Here is a 17194-nt window from a genome sequence, read left to right on the forward strand (position 1 = left end):
CATGTCTGAACTCCTTTTTACGCCTAGTTGAAAAAACGATGGGGGATTTCATTTTTTCAAATTTCTATGCGTGATTTTGATTAAATTTCATGAAAATTCTAAAGTATTTATCTTATTTTAGCATTACTTCCACTTTGTTGCCAGCACGCAAAAAGACCAGGTGTTCTCAAAAAATTTGAGCCCTGGTCTTTTTGTGAAAAGTGAAACCTACTAGTTTGCTTTAGTGTTTTGTATTCTACTAGTATAGTAGTCGTGCCAGCTTGGCAAAGGTTACACATTTTTGAAGAAAAATTCACGAAACTTATTTTTCTAGTTTTAAGTTGTTCGCCTTCAAAAATGAATTGATAGAGATTCGGTTAATGCCTAGTTGAATGGGGCAACTTTCGACATACGCTTTGGCTTCACCTATTATAGTTTTTATGAATTTAAGCTACTGCTCACATTTTCCTTACAATATAATGCTACGGACAATGAATCAAGCTATCCTATTATTTCACAAACAGTTTTGATATTTCTTCAGGTGGATATGGTTTGGTTAAGTATTTTTTAATTTGAAATTGGTCCACCATTTCTTTTACCTCATCTAATGCTGAGGATATAATAATCGGTATCTCTTTTGTATGCTCTCTTTCCCTTAGTGCACGGACTAAATCCCAGCCGCTCATTTCTTCGCCCAGCATTATGTCAATCACAACACCAAGTAAAGGCGTATTGAGTGTATCTTCAAAAGCTTTTTTTGGGTCATGATGATGAATCACGGTAAAGCCCTTGCTTTTTAGCTCTTCAGACAACAATAGAGCTAAGCTTAAGTCATCCTCAACAAGCATAATGTTTAAGCCATTGCTATCCCCCATTACATCCTCTTCATCGAAGGTGATAGTGTTATTTGCAAGTGGTAAAGTAAAGTACACAGTAGTACCTTGTCCCTCTTCTGACTCTATCCATATTTCTCCCTCATGCTTTAAGATGATTTCTCTACAAATGGAAAGACCCAGTCCAGTTCCTCCTATTTTACGTCTTAAACTATTATCGATTCGTTTGAATTTTTGGAACAACTGAGCAATATCCTGTTTAGATATGCCAATGCCCTCATCTTTTATACTCACTTGGATGCTATTATTTTTGTTTTCTAACAAAATCTCCACATCCCCACCTTGTGGAGAAAATTTAATCGCATTTCCTATTAAATTAATAAATAATTGGACGAGTCTATCTTGATCTGCATTGACATAGACCTCTCTTGCCTTATCAATTAGATGGACATTATGCTTTTGCTCATGTCGGAAGCGATTGACAATTTCAAAGGCTATTTCATTTAATTGTAGTGTCTCCATGTTATATTGCTGCTTGCCTGACTCCATTCGCTGTAAATCCAAGAAGTCATTTATAAGATTGGTTAGTCGTACCGCTTCTCTATGAATTGTATCGATATATTTATTTTGTCGTTCGGGTTTTATATTTTTCGTTAACAGAAGCTCTGTAAAGCCAAGTACGCTCGATAAAGGCGTTCGCAGTTCATGACTTACCGTACTCACTAATTCGGATTTCATTTGATCTACTTCATATTCTCTTGTAATATCACGATGCACAAAAATTGTGCCTACTTTTTCCTGTCCATCAAAAAGACAAGTTGCATACACCTCGACAAAGATTTCATGTTCAGCTGTCATACAATAGCGGCATTTTCGTGTCTCCTCAAAGCTCTCCATAATAGATGCCTCTAAAAATTCAATTAATTCATCAGGTTGGGCACTACATTTTTGAAAATGCTGTAGCCAATCCTTTTTAGGGATACTTGTTTCTGTTGTCAAGTTAAGGAGGTTGACAATACCACATAGCGCTCTATTGATAAGAACGGTATCGCCTGTAGCAGAAACTAATTGGATTCCTTCGTTGACATTATCAATAATCGTTTGATTTAACGTCCTCGATTTTTCTACCTCTTCATACATAAGAATACGTTCAAATGCGATGGACACACGATTTAATAGTCCGTTTAAACTATCTATATCCCGATCATTATGGGGATGCCCCTCTCGTGTCGCCATTAAAATAGCGACTAGCTCTCGTTTAGAATTAAACACGGAAGAATACAAGTCATAGGCATAATAAGACTCTTGTGCAATTCCTTTTTCATTTGCTGTCAATTGACGTGTAATAACAAAGGATTTTTCCTGCTTTAATCGTGATTGTTTATCCATGTCAAAATTTTCAACTAGGGCTGCAGCAGATTGGTGTGATAAACCTTTTGTCGCATAAACATTGCCCTCCATCCAATACAGCACACTCGTATCATATTGATAAATGTCGTTTAAATAATTATGGAGATTATCGATTAGTTTCTGTTTATTTAACGTAAAGGTTAGTACATGATTTAATTGATTATACTTTTCTAAATAATTTAATGAATTTTGTAATTGTAGCTGATTTTCTTGAAGCTCGTCCTGCTGCGCTAAAAGCTCCTCATTTTGAGTGGTCAGTACCTCTTCCTTATCCTGAATGGAGAGTATCATTTTAAGAAATGAGTTCGCTAGAATGCCTAACTCATCCTCCTTTTGTACAAGATTACCTAAATCAATGGATTTCCCTGACGCCAAAGCGTTTGTCGCAAGTGTTAATTGTTCAATTGGTCGAATCATATTATTCAGCACTCTTCGTAAAATGACCCCAACAAATAGTAAAATGAGACCGCTAATCATGAGCGAAATAAAAGTAAATAATTGCCCCTGCTCCACTGTCTTGCTAAAAATTTGGTTTAAGGAGTGGTCTGTTTTTTTCTTATAGGATTTTGTATAGGCAATAAATTTATTGACAAGGTCATTTGCGCCACTATTCGAAAGCTCTCGCAAAGCCTCATAATCCCCCATCTTCGCAAAGCTTAACCCTTTTGGGAGAGTAACTGTTTTATAATTATAATGAAAGTCAACTAGCTCATTATAGAGCCCTCGTTCTTCTTCCGTTAAATCCAGTTGCGAAAACTGCTGTAATAGAACTTCGAACTTCTCCAAATTTTCATACAATAGCTTTAATTCCTGCTCATTTTGAAAGGCATAGTAGCCCCTTGCTCGAAAAAATATGCCATTAAAATTTTCTTCCAATTCATCCACAAGCATTGATTTTTCATACATTTGCTCTCTCTTCTGCTGTAAGGCATTTTGACTTGCATTGACTACGACAAGAAAAGCAGCAATGATGATTAAAAAACTAACAACTAGAAAAAGCAGCATTTTAAAGAATTGGCTGCGTATACTTTTATTCAGCAAGGGTGTCGACTTAATCATTTAAGATGTCCTCCACCAGGTTCATTAGCTTAATGGGACTAAACGGTTTGGACATAAAGTAATCTACCCCTAAGTCAAATACCTTTTGACGATCACTTTCCTGTGATTTTGCTGTCAGCATGAGAATAGGCATCGACATTTTAATCTCTTGTGGGAGAAGCTCGATCACCTCAATTCCTGTTAAATTCGGCATCATATAGTCGAGTATCATTAAATCATAGGAGCTTTCCATCATTTTTTTTAGGGCTTCTTCGCCATCCTCTGCCTCATCAATATCAAATTCTAAATCTTCTAATGTTTCACGTATTAACATGCGTAATATTTCTTCATCATCTACTACTAAAATTCTAGCCATCCTGTCTTTTTCTCCCTTTCCCATTAAAGAAACATTTGATGAATTAAACGAACAATACGTTCCGATACTTCAGCCACATTAAACGGCTTCACAATATAATCATCCGCCCCATTAATGAAAGCCTTCATGACGTATTCTTCCCCCACACGTGAAGTTAGCATGGAGACGATTACATTACTTGAAGCATGCTGCTCTCTTATCTTACTCAGCACCTCGATGCCGTCCATTTGCGGCAATATCCAATCTAATAAGATAATGTATTTGCATGCAGGGTCATACCAATTGGATTCCAGAAAACTAATGCCATCAGGAAATGATAATGTTTCAATCCTATAATCGTCATTTTCCTCCAAATGCTTAAAATGATTGGTAATCAGATCACGAATAATATACACATCATCAATGACAACGATCTTAATTTTCACCTTTCTTTTCTCCACAGCAGCTACGTTATCAAAGATGATCGTTTGATTTCTCCCTAATTGCTTGGCCGTATAAAGTGCTTGATCTGCCTCTTCTAGCATCTTTTTAGGATGTAAATTGGTAGAAGTGGCTTCCGCAATTCCACTCGAAAATGTAACATGGAAGCTAGTTCCATTTGCTGTAAATGTCTTTTTCTCCATGGAGGTACGAAGTTTTTCAATAAAAATAAATGCCTCTTTTTTAGTTGTACGAGGCATTAAAATTACAAATTCTTCTCCACCATAGCGACAAGCAATTTCTTCAGCTCCTTTTAGCTCCTTCACCAATGAAGCGAAACCCTTAAGCACCTCATCCCCCACTAGGTGACCATATGTATCATTTACTTTTTTAAAATAATCTAAATCGATAATCGCAATTGAAAAATGTTCTTTGTTTTGCTGATGGTGTTTAATGAAAAGCTTCATTTGCGATTCCATAAATTTACGATTATAAATTTGGGTTAATTCGTCAATGACGATAGCCTGTTCTAATTCTCTTTTATAGGCTAAGCGATTGGAAACATAAGCGATTAATAGCTCTTCATCAATGGGCTTTGCCATAAAATCCATAGCACCCATTTCCAATGTGCGAATACGATTTTCTTTACAATCATTACTACTAATCACTGTCACAAACATGAGCTCTTTTTTCGTCTTTTTAATATTGTCTAAAATAGAAAAGCCATTAGAATCTGGAAGCATGATATCTAGAAATACGATGGATGGTTGCAATTCATAAATTAACGCTAATCCTCGTTTACCATTATGAGCTGCAATGACAGAGTAGCCCTTTTTCTCTAAAACATTTTTTAAATAGGAAATAAATACAACATCATCATCTATTATCAGAATAAAATCTTGTTTTGCTGGATTTTTAATGATGGTTGTAGGATGTTCCATATGTTGTGTCATTGAATCATTTTCTTTATAAAAATGAACGCTTTCAATAAATGGAGCAAGAAACTTTTTCCATTCTGATTGGGTCCATTGCTTGTTACTATCTTCATTCAAAAGCTCTAGCTTTTCACGAGCAATCGATGTTAATTCATGTAAACCGATTGATCCAGCGGTGCCTTTTAACGTATGTAAAAATGAATAGAGCTCGTCTTCTCTAACAAAGTCACTATTATCCCATTTTTGTAAATTTTCACATATACGTGTATAAACCATTCGGTGATATTTAGCTGTTTCCATCCTATTTCTCTCCAATCAATCATACTTCTATAAATTATAACTTACTATTTTGTAAAAACCACGGCAGATTTTGAACGTTTATTGTAATGAATCCCTTACTCTAAGCCCATCTTTAGCTGGTCTTAAAAGAAAGGGTTCAAACTTTGCTCTTTTGGATTGACTTATAGAAACGTTTAATGTTAAATTTACTAAAGCAGTAATTTACTAAATTACTAAATTCGAAATGATAAGGAGTACGGATACATGAAAATTCCAACACATTTAAAACATAAACCTGTCATCGTGGCAGAAAATTATGCCAATATTGATGGGCGCACGGCTTATCAAACAGATGCACAAGGGCTTTCCCTTGGTCTGGCACAATGGAATGATCGAGGAAAGGTTGATATTTCTGCGAAGGTTTGGCGGCATACAGGTGGCAAGTGGTCTCGCCAATCAGAAGAACTTCCCCTACACCGAGTACTTGATCTCGCTATTTTAGTGTGTGAAACGGAACTTTATTTTAAGGAGGCTTATCGTCATGAGCATTTATATGATGAAGAAAACCCTGTAATTAATCGTGTAGGCTTACAGGGAGATGCCATGACAGTGGAAGTTTGCACAGAAAATGAACAGATTAAAGAGGATATTCAGCTTTTTCAGCAAGCACTTAATAATGATGGTGAGCTAATTGGTGAACGCCTACGCACACTTTCAAGAATCTTAAAAGAAATGGGTTATTAAAACTCAAGAGGAACTTATTGATGAACGAACAAATGTTACAGGATGATCAACAGCTACGCAAAGCTTTTTTAAATTTCTTAATTCCCGTGATGCTAGCGAATGTGCTGCAATCTGTTGGCCAAGTTTTTGCTATGTTTATCGTCGGACGCAATTTAGGGGTCGATGCCCTAGCAGCCATTTCGGCATTTTTTCCATTTTTCTTCTTTTTAATGGCCTTTGCAATTGGCATTGGTTCAGGAAGCTCTATTTTAGTCGGGCAAACATTTGGGGCTGGTAATCATGCCAAAATGAAAGAGGTTGTTGGTGTAACACTCGCCTTTACAACTATTTTATCCATCGCTGTCGCGATTTTTGGTGGCTTTTTCATCGAATGGATTTTACGTTTTATGCAGACACCTGCGAATATTTTAGACATGAGTATTAGTTATGCCCAAATACTTTTCTTCACGTTACCAATTATGTTTTGGTATTTGGTGTATACAACCTTTATGCGAGGAGTCGGCGATTCCAAAACACCTTTTCTATTCTTAGTAATTAGTGTTGTGTTAAATATCGCCTTCCTCCCCCCTTTAGTATTCGGATGGTTGGGGTTGCCTGCGTTCGGCTTAAATGGGGCTGCCTATGCTTCTGTGTTATCAAACCTGGTGACAATGATTCTGTTGTTGGCCTATTTGCATAAGACAAAGCATTTACTACGTTTTGATAAAACAATCTTACAGCATTTTAAATTAAAGAAAGATATTTTAACGTCCTTATTAAAGCTAGCCATTCCATCCAGTATTAGCATGGTTGCCATTTCAGTAGCCGAAATTGCCGTTATTGGCTTTGTGAATGGCTATGGTTCGGATGCTACTGCCGCTTATGGCGTTGTCAATCAGGTAGCTAGCTATGCACAAGTCCCAGCAATGAGTATTGCCATTGCAACATCTGTCTTTGTAGCACAGGCGTTAGGGGCTAATTCTACAGAGATGATTAAAAAAATCCGTCAAATGGGTGTGCGCATTAATTATCTTCTAGGTGGCGCGATCATACTCATTATGTATCTGTTTGCAGAGCCTATTTTGGCTTTCTTTATCGATTCACATGAGACTGTGCTTATTGCCAAGAATTATTTATATATCGCCTTTTGGAGCTATTTAATTTTCGGACACACACAAACTGTTTCTGCTACAATGCGTGCCACTGGTGTCGTATTATGGCCAACTATCTTCTTAGTCATTACGATTTGGGTTGTACAGGTACCATTGGCGTTCCTATTATCTCACCATACGTCACTAGAACTAAATGGCGTTTGGTTAGCCTATCCAATCACCTTCTGCGTCCACTTCATTATGCAATATGCATACTTCAAGCTAGGCTGGCAAAAACGAACATTAAAAGCTATGCTGAGCGAATAAAATGGAAGAGGGCATGCCATATGTGTGTGCCCTCTTTTTATTATGGCAACAAAATAACCAGGCACTCAAAATTGAGCCCTGGTCATTTTGTGAAAAGTGAATGTTACTACTTGCTTTAGTTCTTTTGTATTCTACTAATAGAGTAGTCGTTTAACATTGAAAAAGGTTACAACCAATTTCAATTTTTTTCTCGCTTTTTAGCAGTTACCAAAATAAGGCGAAATATAGAAAACGAACTGTATACTTTGTCTCCTTCTAAACCGTATCTAGATGTTTAATTCTCCTTGCAATGCTGTAACTGCTGCGCCTGCAATCAATACCTTGTTGTGATGAGGGGCCACATAGATTACACCTCCACGTTTAGAAAGCTGCTTGCTGACAAGTTGTTGTTTCAATAATTTCTCACACCAATAAGGGCCTAGTGCGCCATGACTTGATCCATTTACCTGATCCTCATCAATGCCTTGTGCTGGAGAAAAAAAGCGAGATACGATATCGATGTCTTCTTCCTTCGATTGACTAGTTAGGCATATACCTCGAACAGGAAACTGCTTCATCGCAGAAAAGTCAGGTTCAAACTGTACAATTAGGTCTTCATTGCCTACTTCCACGATATAATCCAATTCGGTCCTCCCTACAAAGATGGGCTTACATCCTAACCAGTCCTCCAATGCTGAAGGACATTCCATTTCAGCAATTGGATACGTTTTGATGGCGATTTCCACTCGTTCATGTTGCCACTTGGCATGTAAAGGACCACTTGCTGTATGAAATGTAATTGTGTGCTCCTTTGGCACAATTCCTTGCTGCCAAAGGACAAAGGCACTAGCAAGAGTGCCGTGACCACAAATGGGTATTTGCCTATTTGGCGTAAACCATTTCAGCGTAAATTCAACCTGTTTTTTTTCAATAAAGGCTGTTGTCGGGACAGGTATCTCCTGTGCAATTTTTTGCATGGTCTCCTCAGAAACTTCTTCATCTAATAGACATATTGCTGCAGGATTCCCTTTATATAGCTCATTCGTAAATGTATTAATTAGCCAATATGAAATACTAGTCACCGTTCTCCCCTCCTTGCCTCATCATACCTGAAAATTGTTTCATTGGATATAATTTTCCAAATCTCATTTCCTCAGCTAGCACTTTATAAAAAAGCCATCTTTTGTCTAAGCTAACACTATAAAATACAACTGAAGAGCAATTCGAGTGGAGAAACCATGAAAACTTATTTCAAATTTTTATTGATCATCGGATTGACGACATTACTCGCAGGATGCTGGGATATTACGGAGCCGCAAAGAATGTACTATATAAATGCAGTAGGTGTAGACTACGAAAACGACGAGTATATTGTCTATTTACAAGTGATTAATTTCGCTGATGTCGCGAAATCTATACAACCTAGCGCAACGGTGGCGCCGGCTGAAGTAGGACGTGCCACTGGTAAAACAATAGAAGAGGCAATTTACAAATTATATCGCTCCTCGGATCAAGAAATTTTTTGGGGGCATATGCGATATATGATTTTTTCAGAGCAGGCTATGGAAAATGAACACATTATTCCTGTCATCGATACATTCATACGCTTTCGTGATACTAGGTATCAAATCTGGGTGTATTGTACAAAAAACCCAGTTGAAGACATATTGCTTGTCACACCAATCTTAAGAAATTCGTTATCCTCATCAAAATTAAGTAACCCAATCAACCCAACAGAACAAGAAACATTTATCGAACCAAAAGACTTAAGAGATGTTGTCATTGGCTTAAATGAGCCAAGTTATGAAGTAACAATTCCTTATGTGTCCATTAAAGACGATTGGGAAACAGATGAGGAGCAAGTTGAGGAAACCTATTTTTCAGGGGTTGGTGTCCTATCGAAAGATGGCTTTAAGGGGTTCGTGCAAGACACTGCGGCTCGCGGCAGTCAATGGATGCATAACTATACAAATCGTGGGGAGATTACCTTTCAATTAAACACAAGTGACCAGGAAGAACTAACGGTCAGTATTGAGAAAATACATGTCAATGTGGAACCACTTGTCAAACAAGAGGCTGTTACATTTGAAGTCAAATTGAGAATCAATGCGACCATCAATGGTTTTAAAGGAAAAGTAACCGAACAGGAGCTGAAAGAGCTTATTGTAAAAGAAGTGAAAAAGGAAATTCAGGAAACCTATAAAGAAGGTCTAAAATTAGATGTGGATATCTATCGATTGTCAGAATATCTCTACCGCGATAACGTCAAGGCTTGGAAAAAGCTTGAGAAAGATGGAAAAATCCCATTATCAGAGGATTCAATTAGTAAAATTGATGTGGATGTAGCCAAAATCAATCCAGGTCGAAAAACTTTTACAGAAACAATAAAAAAATGACCAGATGTCCTCATAGGAATCTGGTCTCCCGATTATTTTATAAGTGAGTATATATAAGTATCATGGGGTACATTATGTTGATGCATATATTTTTTTAATAATCCTTCTTGTTCGAAGCCTATTTTTTGCAATAGTAGATTGGAAGCTTCATTTTCTTTAAATACAATGGCTCCAATTCGAACTAAATCCATTTCTTCAAAACCATAGGAAATAGCTCGTTTAACAGCTTCCTGAGCATAGCCATTTCCCCAATATTCAGGAAAAAGGGCATAGCTGATTTCCGCTCTTCGATGCTCTATTGACCACTCTTGAAAGCCGATTGTACCAATAATTCCTTCTTGTTCCTTTAATGCAATGCCCCATTTAATACCACGTTTTTCGGCAAAATTGTTGGCAAAATTTTGAATGATTTGCTGCACTTGAACTAAGCTGGTTAAAGGTTGTTGGCCATAATGGCGCAAAACTTCAGGATTCGAAAAGCACGCAAGAAGAGCTTGTCCATCAGAACTCGTCAATTCCCTTAACACTAATCGTTCAGTATGTAAAATTGGAAACATCATATACCTCTTTTATTGTAGATTTATTAATCAAATTTTACATTTGTCAACTAGCTATTGCAATCCCTATTTCCATTTGATGCCACTTTGTTAAAAGGACAAGGCTAGTTGCCCTGTGCTTTTTGTGCGTGTTAGTTTGCTTGTGCATCCCGACAGAGTAAGTTTATCAGGGAGCATTCTCTCTATAAATCCCCAATGATTGCACACTACACTACTGTATAAAACTTCCCTATATGTTCACAATAAGTTCTAAATAGTCAATGAGAGGTGAACTTGAATGGAACACTTTCCACTCATACATACAAATTTTTGGGATGCCGTCGTTGCAGTCCCTGTAGTTATGATGATTACCCAACTCATTAAGAAAATGTGTCATATAAAGCCTTTTTGGGTTCCAACCATTGCACTAGTTGTCGGCTTATTCATTTCTATATTCATCAGCCACCGACATAATCTTCTTGCAGGACTATTCATGGGCTGGTTTTATGGCTATGCAGCAATTGGAAGTTATGCCTCCTTAAAAACTTCTTATCTTACCTATAAGCAAAAGAAGAGAAGAAAACAGAAGTATACTGCTCCTTAATGGTGACTATTACACCTCCATGTACAAAAGCTTATACTAAATTTCAACAAAAATACTTTATAAATTTCATACTTGTTACATTACCTTTTGACAATTAGATATACTAAATATGACGGCAGCAATCACTCTTGAACTAGCAAAAGAACAAAAGCTGAAACACCGAATGAACAAATAATCTAACCGTTAAAACAATTGCTAGAAAATTATGCTACTTACACTGTCTCTATTCATGATAATTCAGCCGACAGCATTTTCTATTCTTTTTACCCAAAGATAAAAAATTTATTTACAAATATCAACGACATTCAATTTCTAATAATTGGCTCATAAATGTACACGCTAGAAAACGGAGGAAAATCAACGTGTCTAAACTCATTACGTTTACCTTTAATACGAAATATACCGATCAAATTCAGGAAACATTTTCGTTTGAACAATTAGGGATTAATGAGCAATTACCTAGCGATGAAATAAAAAAACAAATTGATCATCTATTTAAAAATTGGGTATGTGATCGTCTCAACCTATCCTATAGCATCGTTGTAGAAGAGAATGAATGACCGTTGTATCACCTTTTACTTTTGAATTTCTTTACTTGTTCTCGCAAAGTGGTAATGAAGACTCGGATTTGTTCCATCGTCACAATAATACATAATGCAGGCCCACATTCTCTTGCACCATGATGATTCTTCTCATAAGCATCTAGTACAAACACTAATTTATAACGTTGCTCTGCTTCCTCCCTCTCCTCTTCAGGAATTTGAAAGATACCGTATCCAGGAAAAAAATATTCACCATAATGAGGGATATGATAGATGCATAGGCCAGGATCATGCGGCTCCAGCATACTTAAATAAGCAGGCTCCAATTGTGTTATGTCTTCTAATAATTGAAGGAAATCTCTTTTTAAACAATAAATCTCAGTATTTATCGCTGGGAAAGCTGGCCCAAAGCGAAATTCAATACGAAACTTTACACTTTCCTCGTTCACCATTAAAATATCTAGCTCTACCTCACAACTCGGATGACTCGAATCATCTTTTAAAATTGCCACTATACCGCCCCTTACACTTGCTTAATCGTTGTTCTCTCTACAATATACTACGAAATTATCATTTTACCAAAAAAAACGAAATTATACATATTTATGTATGGTATAATAGTTTTTATTCATTTTTGGGAGGTGAAGGTGTTGAAAAGATATTTGGTGACAAGCATTGTAGTAGGAGCCATCTTCCTAACAGGCTGTGAAAAGGATGACAAAGCAGCCTCACCACTATCTACATCAGTAGATAAACAAATAATAGCAATGGAATCTGTCATGGCACCTGTTCCATTAGTTTTAACGCTACCACAGAAAGAATACTACTATAAAGAATATTCGGCTATTGTCAATAAACTAAATGAAGAGTATGGTACAGGCTTTAAGCTAGATCCCATTACAACATTTTCAGCAAATTATTGGCTTGAATTAAAAGATTTTGAAGACATGTTAAAAGGCAGAATAGACACTTCTTATGTCGTGGTCGATAATAAGGAAGTTTTTTCTCCAGTTAAAGTACCAAAATTCGTTGAATTACATATGGAGGCACATCGAACAATCATTCGTGTTGATGGTTCATTTGACACCCAACTAAGCATGGACATTCCTGGTGGAAGACAGTTATTTTCGGTTATGCATTCCTTGTCTTCTAAAATTGAACAGGGTAAAGGCTACTGGACGCAAACGGGGTATGACCCTTCCATTAAAGATCATGGCAGTGCTTACAATATTGCAATCGGTGGCTACTATTCATATAATGGTGTATCCTCACCTCATATTATTGAGATCGAGTATTATTGTAATATACATGGTGGCATTACTTAATAACTAGCAATAGGCTTGCCTGTAATCTTTTTCACAGACAAGCCTTATTCTTTTATAGGATAGCCTCTATTCCTTTTATCATATCAAAAGCGCCCTTAGATTTATTGGAACATACGACAACTTTGATGGAAGAAGCAGGATAATAGGCTGAATGAAAGCACACGCCAGGATCATACCCCATCACATGGTATTTTAATATTGCTTGTTCACTATTCTTCTTAATCCATACACCATAGCCATAACTATCATTTTCATTCAGTTCGACATGAGGCATTAGCAGTTGATTCGTTAACTCTTCATTTAAAAGTTCGAAATTCATAAGTGCACTCCAGAACTTTGCCATATCCTCCCCTGTTACGAATGCCCCCCCATCAGAACCCCCTTTTACAGGTAAAGAATAGATATTTGTTTTCCAAGTTCCATCTGGGTTGTCTATGTACCCTAATGCTGTATTAGCTGGCAAAGAATCTAACGAAAAATAGCCTGATTCCGTCATATTCACCCGATCGAAAAGATGTTGTTGAATGTAAGCGGAAAAATCCATACCAGTTGCATGCTCTACAATTAACCCTAATACAATATATCCTGCATTATTATAGTGAAATCGCTCACCAACTTTATACTTCATTGGACGATTCTGAAATAATGGTAAAAAATCTCGCAATGTTCGAAGCTGGTACATCGGATTTTCAACCCATAACGCTTCAAAATTCTCCATTTCTTCCTCATCAAAATAATCTGGTATTCCTGACGTATGTGTTAGCAGATGAGCGATGGTTACTTGCTCATCGAAGTGCTTAAATAGTTGAGGCAGACAATCGCATAATTTCGTATCAAATGCTAGCTTCCCTTTTTCAATAAGCTGACAAATAGCGACTGCAGTAAAAATTTTACAGCCAGAGGCAATGCCAAAACGAGTTTTGGCATGATTGTCGATTTGTTCTGAGCGATTCGCATAGCCAAAACTTTGGCTGACTAAGGCAACCTTCTCCTGATTTTCCACTAGCACCGTTCCTGAAAAATTAACCTTCTCTTGTATGTCGATAAGAATATTTTGTAATTTTGTTTGCATAGATATTCTCCTGATTTTCTTAAAATTACTAAATAATAGCTTTTTTATTTTAACAATATCGTTTTGAACATATTTTTACAAGTCTATTTCGTTTCACTCCTGAAGATCCGCATAATCATGTAACGGAAGGAAACAATAAGAAAAAAGAGGATGTGTCGCTGTGGAATTTTTTCATAGTCAAGAATCACTTACTGCTATTCAATGGATTCTCCGAGCCATTGTCGCTTTTTTCTTCCTACTTTTCGCAACAAAAATTATGGGACAGCGCTCTATTTCTCAGTTAAGAATGCTGGATTTTGCAATGGCTATCACACTTGGGAATATTATCGCACATCCCTTATCTGATGAAGGTTAGGAATGAAGGGTTCCATGATTACCATGGCCGTTTTAGTTGCGCTCTACCTCATCGGTGTTTTTTTGAGCCTAAAATGGGTTGCCTTTCGTCATTTGATAGACTCCCCGCCGATTCCCCTGATTAAAAATGGGCAAATTATTAGCGCCAACTTACAAAAGGCTAGAATATCTGTTGATTTACTTTTATCAGAGTTAAGAAAAGAAAAAGTTGAAGAAGTTCAAAATGTAGCACTCGCGTTATGGGAACCAGACGGATCGATCTCTAGTTTTTTGCATACACCCTACCAAACACCAACACGAGCAGATATAAATGTACAAGCTAATCCTTTTTTTCTTCCCACGGTTCTTATTAAAGAGGGAAAAATTGATTACCATGAGTTAAACAAAACCAAGCATACTGAGCAATGGTTGATGGGTCAACTGAAAACAACTTATAAGCTAGAAATAAAAGATGTCCTTCTTGCCACAATGGACCAAAAGAACAATTTGCATGTATTTAGATACTAATTAAAATTATTGCCAACGTAAAAAGCATTAGGCTCTATTTAATCCCAATGCTCGAAGGAGGCATTCAAGTCAAGTCGTTTTTGTTACATGTCGATTGTCTATAAATGCATGCAGCTTACGCTGGATATACCATTCCATCACGATTAAATTGGGTACCCAGCATAGCCAAGCGATAGAGGCATAACTAGATTCAAAATTTTCAAAGCCAAATACTACCGTAAACAAAGGGAGCCAAATTCGCAATGTGACAGCTGCGAAGGTTAAAGCATAATTTCTTAGCATCCATTTCTGATGGCCTTGGATATTTCTTTTTTTAATATGGACCAGCGCTTGAAACATGGTGAAGAGCCACCCTATGGCTAATAAAGCAAAGCCTAGCTGTGCTACCCATCCCCCTGTTGCGTTCAGCGCTAAATAAAGTCCTGCCAAGCCACCAAACAAAATACTAACCATATAGATATTGCCTAGTAGTCTATGGCGTTTCACATTTTTCTCTCGTAACTTTGATGACAACGTAAAAGGACCGATGACGAGGGCTAATATACCGAATACAATATGTATATAGAGCATGATATACCAAAATGAATGCAATGTTGCACTAAGCATAAGCTTTAATTGAACAAATCCCGCCTGCCGTGCATCGAATAGTAAATATTGAACAACCGAATAGCCTGCTATGAACAATGCCAAGCCACATACAATCCACCACAATTTTTGTTTCATTTTTATAGCTCCTTTCTATGTTAGCCTACCATTCAAATCTCCGATCTTTTAACACAGACAAATAACAGGGCGTAAAAAGCATATAAGTGGACGTTTATCGACAGCACAACGAATTTAATCCCTATGTAGTGCAGGTTAATAGACAGCCAAAACGCTCCACTCCAGGGTATTTTTCTCCTAAACTTGTAATATGAAAGCCGATATTTTTATAAAAGAGTACGGCTTCTTGATCTGTTTCTGCATAAATGGAAGAAAAAGCATGATGGTCTTCTACATACCGAATCATCTCACGTCCAATGCCTTTTCCACGATAAGCAGGCGATACGGCTATATGTATAATTTCACATTGATTTGCCTCTCTTTTAACAATCCCTATACAACCGATAGTGTCTTGTGCAAAGGTATAGCCATACAATACTCTTTCTGGACATGCAATGTACAATGAGTATTCCTTCTCCACTTTCTTTTCGGATGTGGCATAGGATAATAATGTTTTCACTTCGGGATGTATCTTGCTTGAATGGATCATTTTCATGGACTTCTACCTTTCTGGACATCGTCTCGACTTACTAATAATACCTTTAAATTACTATAATTGTAAATAATGTATTCGTATTATCACTAGATACTTCCATAATATACTAAAATATTTTCTTTTATGTTATGATGGCTTTAAAATTGAGGAGGGTGTACCTTGCTGGTGAAAGGCTATAAATTTAGTTTACCTCGCTTTTATTGGCTACTTTTCATCCCTTTCTTTGTGGGGACGAGTTACAAAGCATTGTTTTTTGATTGGCACATACAAACATATACTTTTCATGAGTTAGAAGATTTCGGTCGTTATGTAATAATACTAGCAACAAGCTTTATTGAGGCCTTTTTCTATCTACTTATATTTCGATTGATTGTCTATTTGCTTCATCTCGTTTTTCAAAAGTTTACTAGGAACAATAGCTAATGAGCTGGAGAAAGAAGGCGTGTTTGCTCCATTGAAAGAATCCTTTTATGATTAATTATGAAGGTTTAATAAGTTTTCCAGAAGAGGGATGTATTATTTTTCCACCGCTATTCAATTTGCAACAAAAAAGGGTAGCCAGCTACTCAGCAAACCCTTTTTCTTTTCCCACCTCAATTAGTATTCATGCTAGGATTATGTGGATTCCATGAAATAATTTTCGCCTCGTCTACGTTGACCTTGCCTAAGCTGAAGAGATGCGGAATATACGCAAAAAGCCCAAAGTTCTTCCCTTTTTCTTTCTCCGTTTGGAAATAGTCTACAGTTGCTGATGGTAGCTGTTCTAGTTCTCTATAATCAGGTAACGACAGTAGTTTTATATCCTCTGCAGCAATTGCCCCTGCTGGCCCTTTATAGTGTTCCTTGGAATACAGGTACATCGCATTACGATTAACCGCTAGTTTTTGGATTGGAATTTGATAAAACATTAGGCTTTCTCTCGTTTCAATACCAAGCTCTGTTAAAGCCTTATATAGATGACTAGGATGGATTGGTAGGAAATGAACAACATCATTCCACAAGCAATTTAAGTGAGGAATTTCTTTCATGAATAATTTCGGTCTCTCAGGATGATCAAAATATTTTTTCGAATATCGTTCATATAAATGTGGAAATAATGCCCCTAACCTATTTAGTGGCATGAGCTCATGACCCACCATTTCCCTTGGAACCATATGATAAACATATCTCTGCATGACAAGCACCTCCACCTAACTAATTCTTCGAACAT

General features: G+C 36.9%; 16 protein-coding genes and 1 pseudogene. 7 read left to right on the forward strand and 10 right to left on the reverse strand.

Going from position 1 to position 17194, the window contains the following annotated elements:
* Window positions 1-488: 488 nt before the first annotated feature.
* From BFM98_RS05920 to BFM98_RS05930, 3 genes are read right to left on the reverse strand one after another with little or no spacing between them, the layout of a single operon-like run.
* A complete protein-coding gene (locus BFM98_RS05920) occupies window positions 489-3281 on the reverse strand; it encodes an ATP-binding protein (RefSeq protein ID WP_066036813.1) in 2793 nt (930 codons plus the stop codon).
* Entirely contained in the window at window positions 3274-3636 is a 363-nt protein-coding gene (locus BFM98_RS05925; protein ID WP_054548630.1) for a response regulator transcription factor, read from the reverse strand. The genes BFM98_RS05920 and BFM98_RS05925 overlap by 8 nt, the downstream gene beginning before the upstream one ends.
* A 23-nt stretch (window positions 3637-3659) precedes the next feature.
* The gene (locus BFM98_RS05930) at window positions 3660-5291 is read right to left on the reverse strand and encodes a diguanylate cyclase (RefSeq protein WP_066036814.1); all 1632 of its coding nucleotides are present in this window, start codon (window positions 5289-5291) and stop codon (window positions 3660-3662) included.
* 243 nt (window positions 5292-5534) lie between these two features.
* Between BFM98_RS05930 and BFM98_RS05935 the strand changes: the two genes are divergently transcribed.
* Together BFM98_RS05935 and BFM98_RS05940 are read left to right on the forward strand one after the other, a co-directional pair.
* On the forward strand, window positions 5535-6014 hold the full coding sequence (locus BFM98_RS05935; RefSeq protein WP_016994140.1) for a DUF6530 family protein: 480 nt from the start codon (window positions 5535-5537) through the stop codon (window positions 6012-6014).
* Window positions 6015-6034: 20 nt separating this feature from the next.
* Window positions 6035-7411, forward strand: a complete 1377-nt coding sequence (locus tag BFM98_RS05940; protein WP_066036815.1) for an MATE family efflux transporter — start codon at window positions 6035-6037, stop codon at window positions 7409-7411.
* Between the two features lie 266 nt (window positions 7412-7677).
* Here the strand turns inward: BFM98_RS05940 and BFM98_RS05945 are convergent, their stop codons facing one another.
* Window positions 7678-8472 (reverse strand): PhzF family phenazine biosynthesis protein, encoded by a 795-nt coding sequence (locus BFM98_RS05945; RefSeq protein WP_066036816.1) that lies wholly within the window; start codon window positions 8470-8472, stop codon window positions 7678-7680.
* Window positions 8473-8628: 156 nt separating this feature from the next.
* Between BFM98_RS05945 and BFM98_RS05950 the strand changes: the two genes are divergently transcribed.
* Window positions 8629-9786: a Ger(x)C family spore germination protein gene (locus BFM98_RS05950; protein WP_066036817.1), complete on the forward strand. Its 1158-nt coding sequence runs from the start codon at window positions 8629-8631 to the stop codon at window positions 9784-9786.
* A 32-nt stretch (window positions 9787-9818) separates the two neighbouring features.
* On the opposite strand, the gene BFM98_RS05955 is transcribed toward BFM98_RS05950, so the two are convergent.
* Window positions 9819-10343 (reverse strand): GNAT family N-acetyltransferase, encoded by a 525-nt coding sequence (locus BFM98_RS05955; protein WP_066036818.1) that lies wholly within the window; start codon window positions 10341-10343, stop codon window positions 9819-9821.
* A 277-nt stretch (window positions 10344-10620) separates the two neighbouring features.
* Here BFM98_RS05955 and BFM98_RS05960 point away from each other — a divergent pair, with 277 nt between their 5' ends.
* A complete protein-coding gene (locus BFM98_RS05960; protein WP_048392961.1) occupies window positions 10621-10926 on the forward strand; it encodes a hypothetical protein in 306 nt (101 codons plus the stop codon).
* A gap of 362 nt (window positions 10927-11288) precedes the next feature.
* The gene (locus BFM98_RS05965) at window positions 11289-11486 is read left to right on the forward strand and encodes a hypothetical protein (RefSeq protein ID WP_009371305.1); all 198 of its coding nucleotides are present in this window, start codon (window positions 11289-11291) and stop codon (window positions 11484-11486) included.
* 8 nt (window positions 11487-11494) lie between these two features.
* Here BFM98_RS05965 and BFM98_RS05970 read toward each other — a convergent pair whose 3' ends face one another.
* Window positions 11495-11980, reverse strand: a complete 486-nt coding sequence (locus BFM98_RS05970) for a hypothetical protein (protein WP_054548636.1) — start codon at window positions 11978-11980, stop codon at window positions 11495-11497.
* A gap of 135 nt (window positions 11981-12115) precedes the next feature.
* Between BFM98_RS05970 and BFM98_RS05975 the strand changes: the two genes are divergently transcribed.
* Entirely contained in the window at window positions 12116-12793 is a 678-nt protein-coding gene (locus BFM98_RS05975; protein ID WP_254659991.1) for a hypothetical protein, read from the forward strand.
* 52 nt (window positions 12794-12845) lie between these two features.
* Here BFM98_RS05975 and BFM98_RS05980 read toward each other — a convergent pair whose 3' ends face one another.
* On the reverse strand, window positions 12846-13865 hold the full coding sequence (locus BFM98_RS05980) for a serine hydrolase domain-containing protein (protein WP_066036820.1): 1020 nt from the start codon (window positions 13863-13865) through the stop codon (window positions 12846-12848).
* A 160-nt stretch (window positions 13866-14025) separates the two neighbouring features.
* Here BFM98_RS05980 and BFM98_RS05985 point away from each other — a divergent pair.
* Window positions 14026-14726, forward strand: a pseudogene (locus BFM98_RS05985) (DUF421 domain-containing protein).
* Between the two features lie 69 nt (window positions 14727-14795).
* Here BFM98_RS05985 and BFM98_RS05990 read toward each other — a convergent pair.
* The 3 genes from BFM98_RS05990 to BFM98_RS06005 all read right to left on the reverse strand — a co-directional run bounded on the left by BFM98_RS05990 (window position 14796) and on the right by BFM98_RS06005 (window position 17159).
* Complete coding sequence (locus BFM98_RS05990) at window positions 14796-15449, reverse strand: DUF2306 domain-containing protein (protein ID WP_066036821.1); 654 nt, start codon at window positions 15447-15449, stop codon at window positions 14796-14798.
* Window positions 15450-15570: 121 nt separating this feature from the next.
* Window positions 15571-15984, reverse strand: a complete 414-nt coding sequence (locus BFM98_RS05995) for a GNAT family N-acetyltransferase (RefSeq protein WP_066036822.1) — start codon at window positions 15982-15984, stop codon at window positions 15571-15573.
* 593 nt (window positions 15985-16577) lie between these two features.
* Entirely contained in the window at window positions 16578-17159 is a 582-nt protein-coding gene (locus BFM98_RS06005; RefSeq protein ID WP_066036824.1) for a group-specific protein, read from the reverse strand.
* Window positions 17160-17194 lie beyond the last annotated feature (35 nt).

The sequence above is a fragment of the Lysinibacillus sp. AR18-8 genome (genome assembly GCF_001705465.1).
GTDB classification, from domain to species: Bacteria; Bacillota; Bacilli; order Bacillales_A; family Planococcaceae; genus Lysinibacillus; species Lysinibacillus capsici.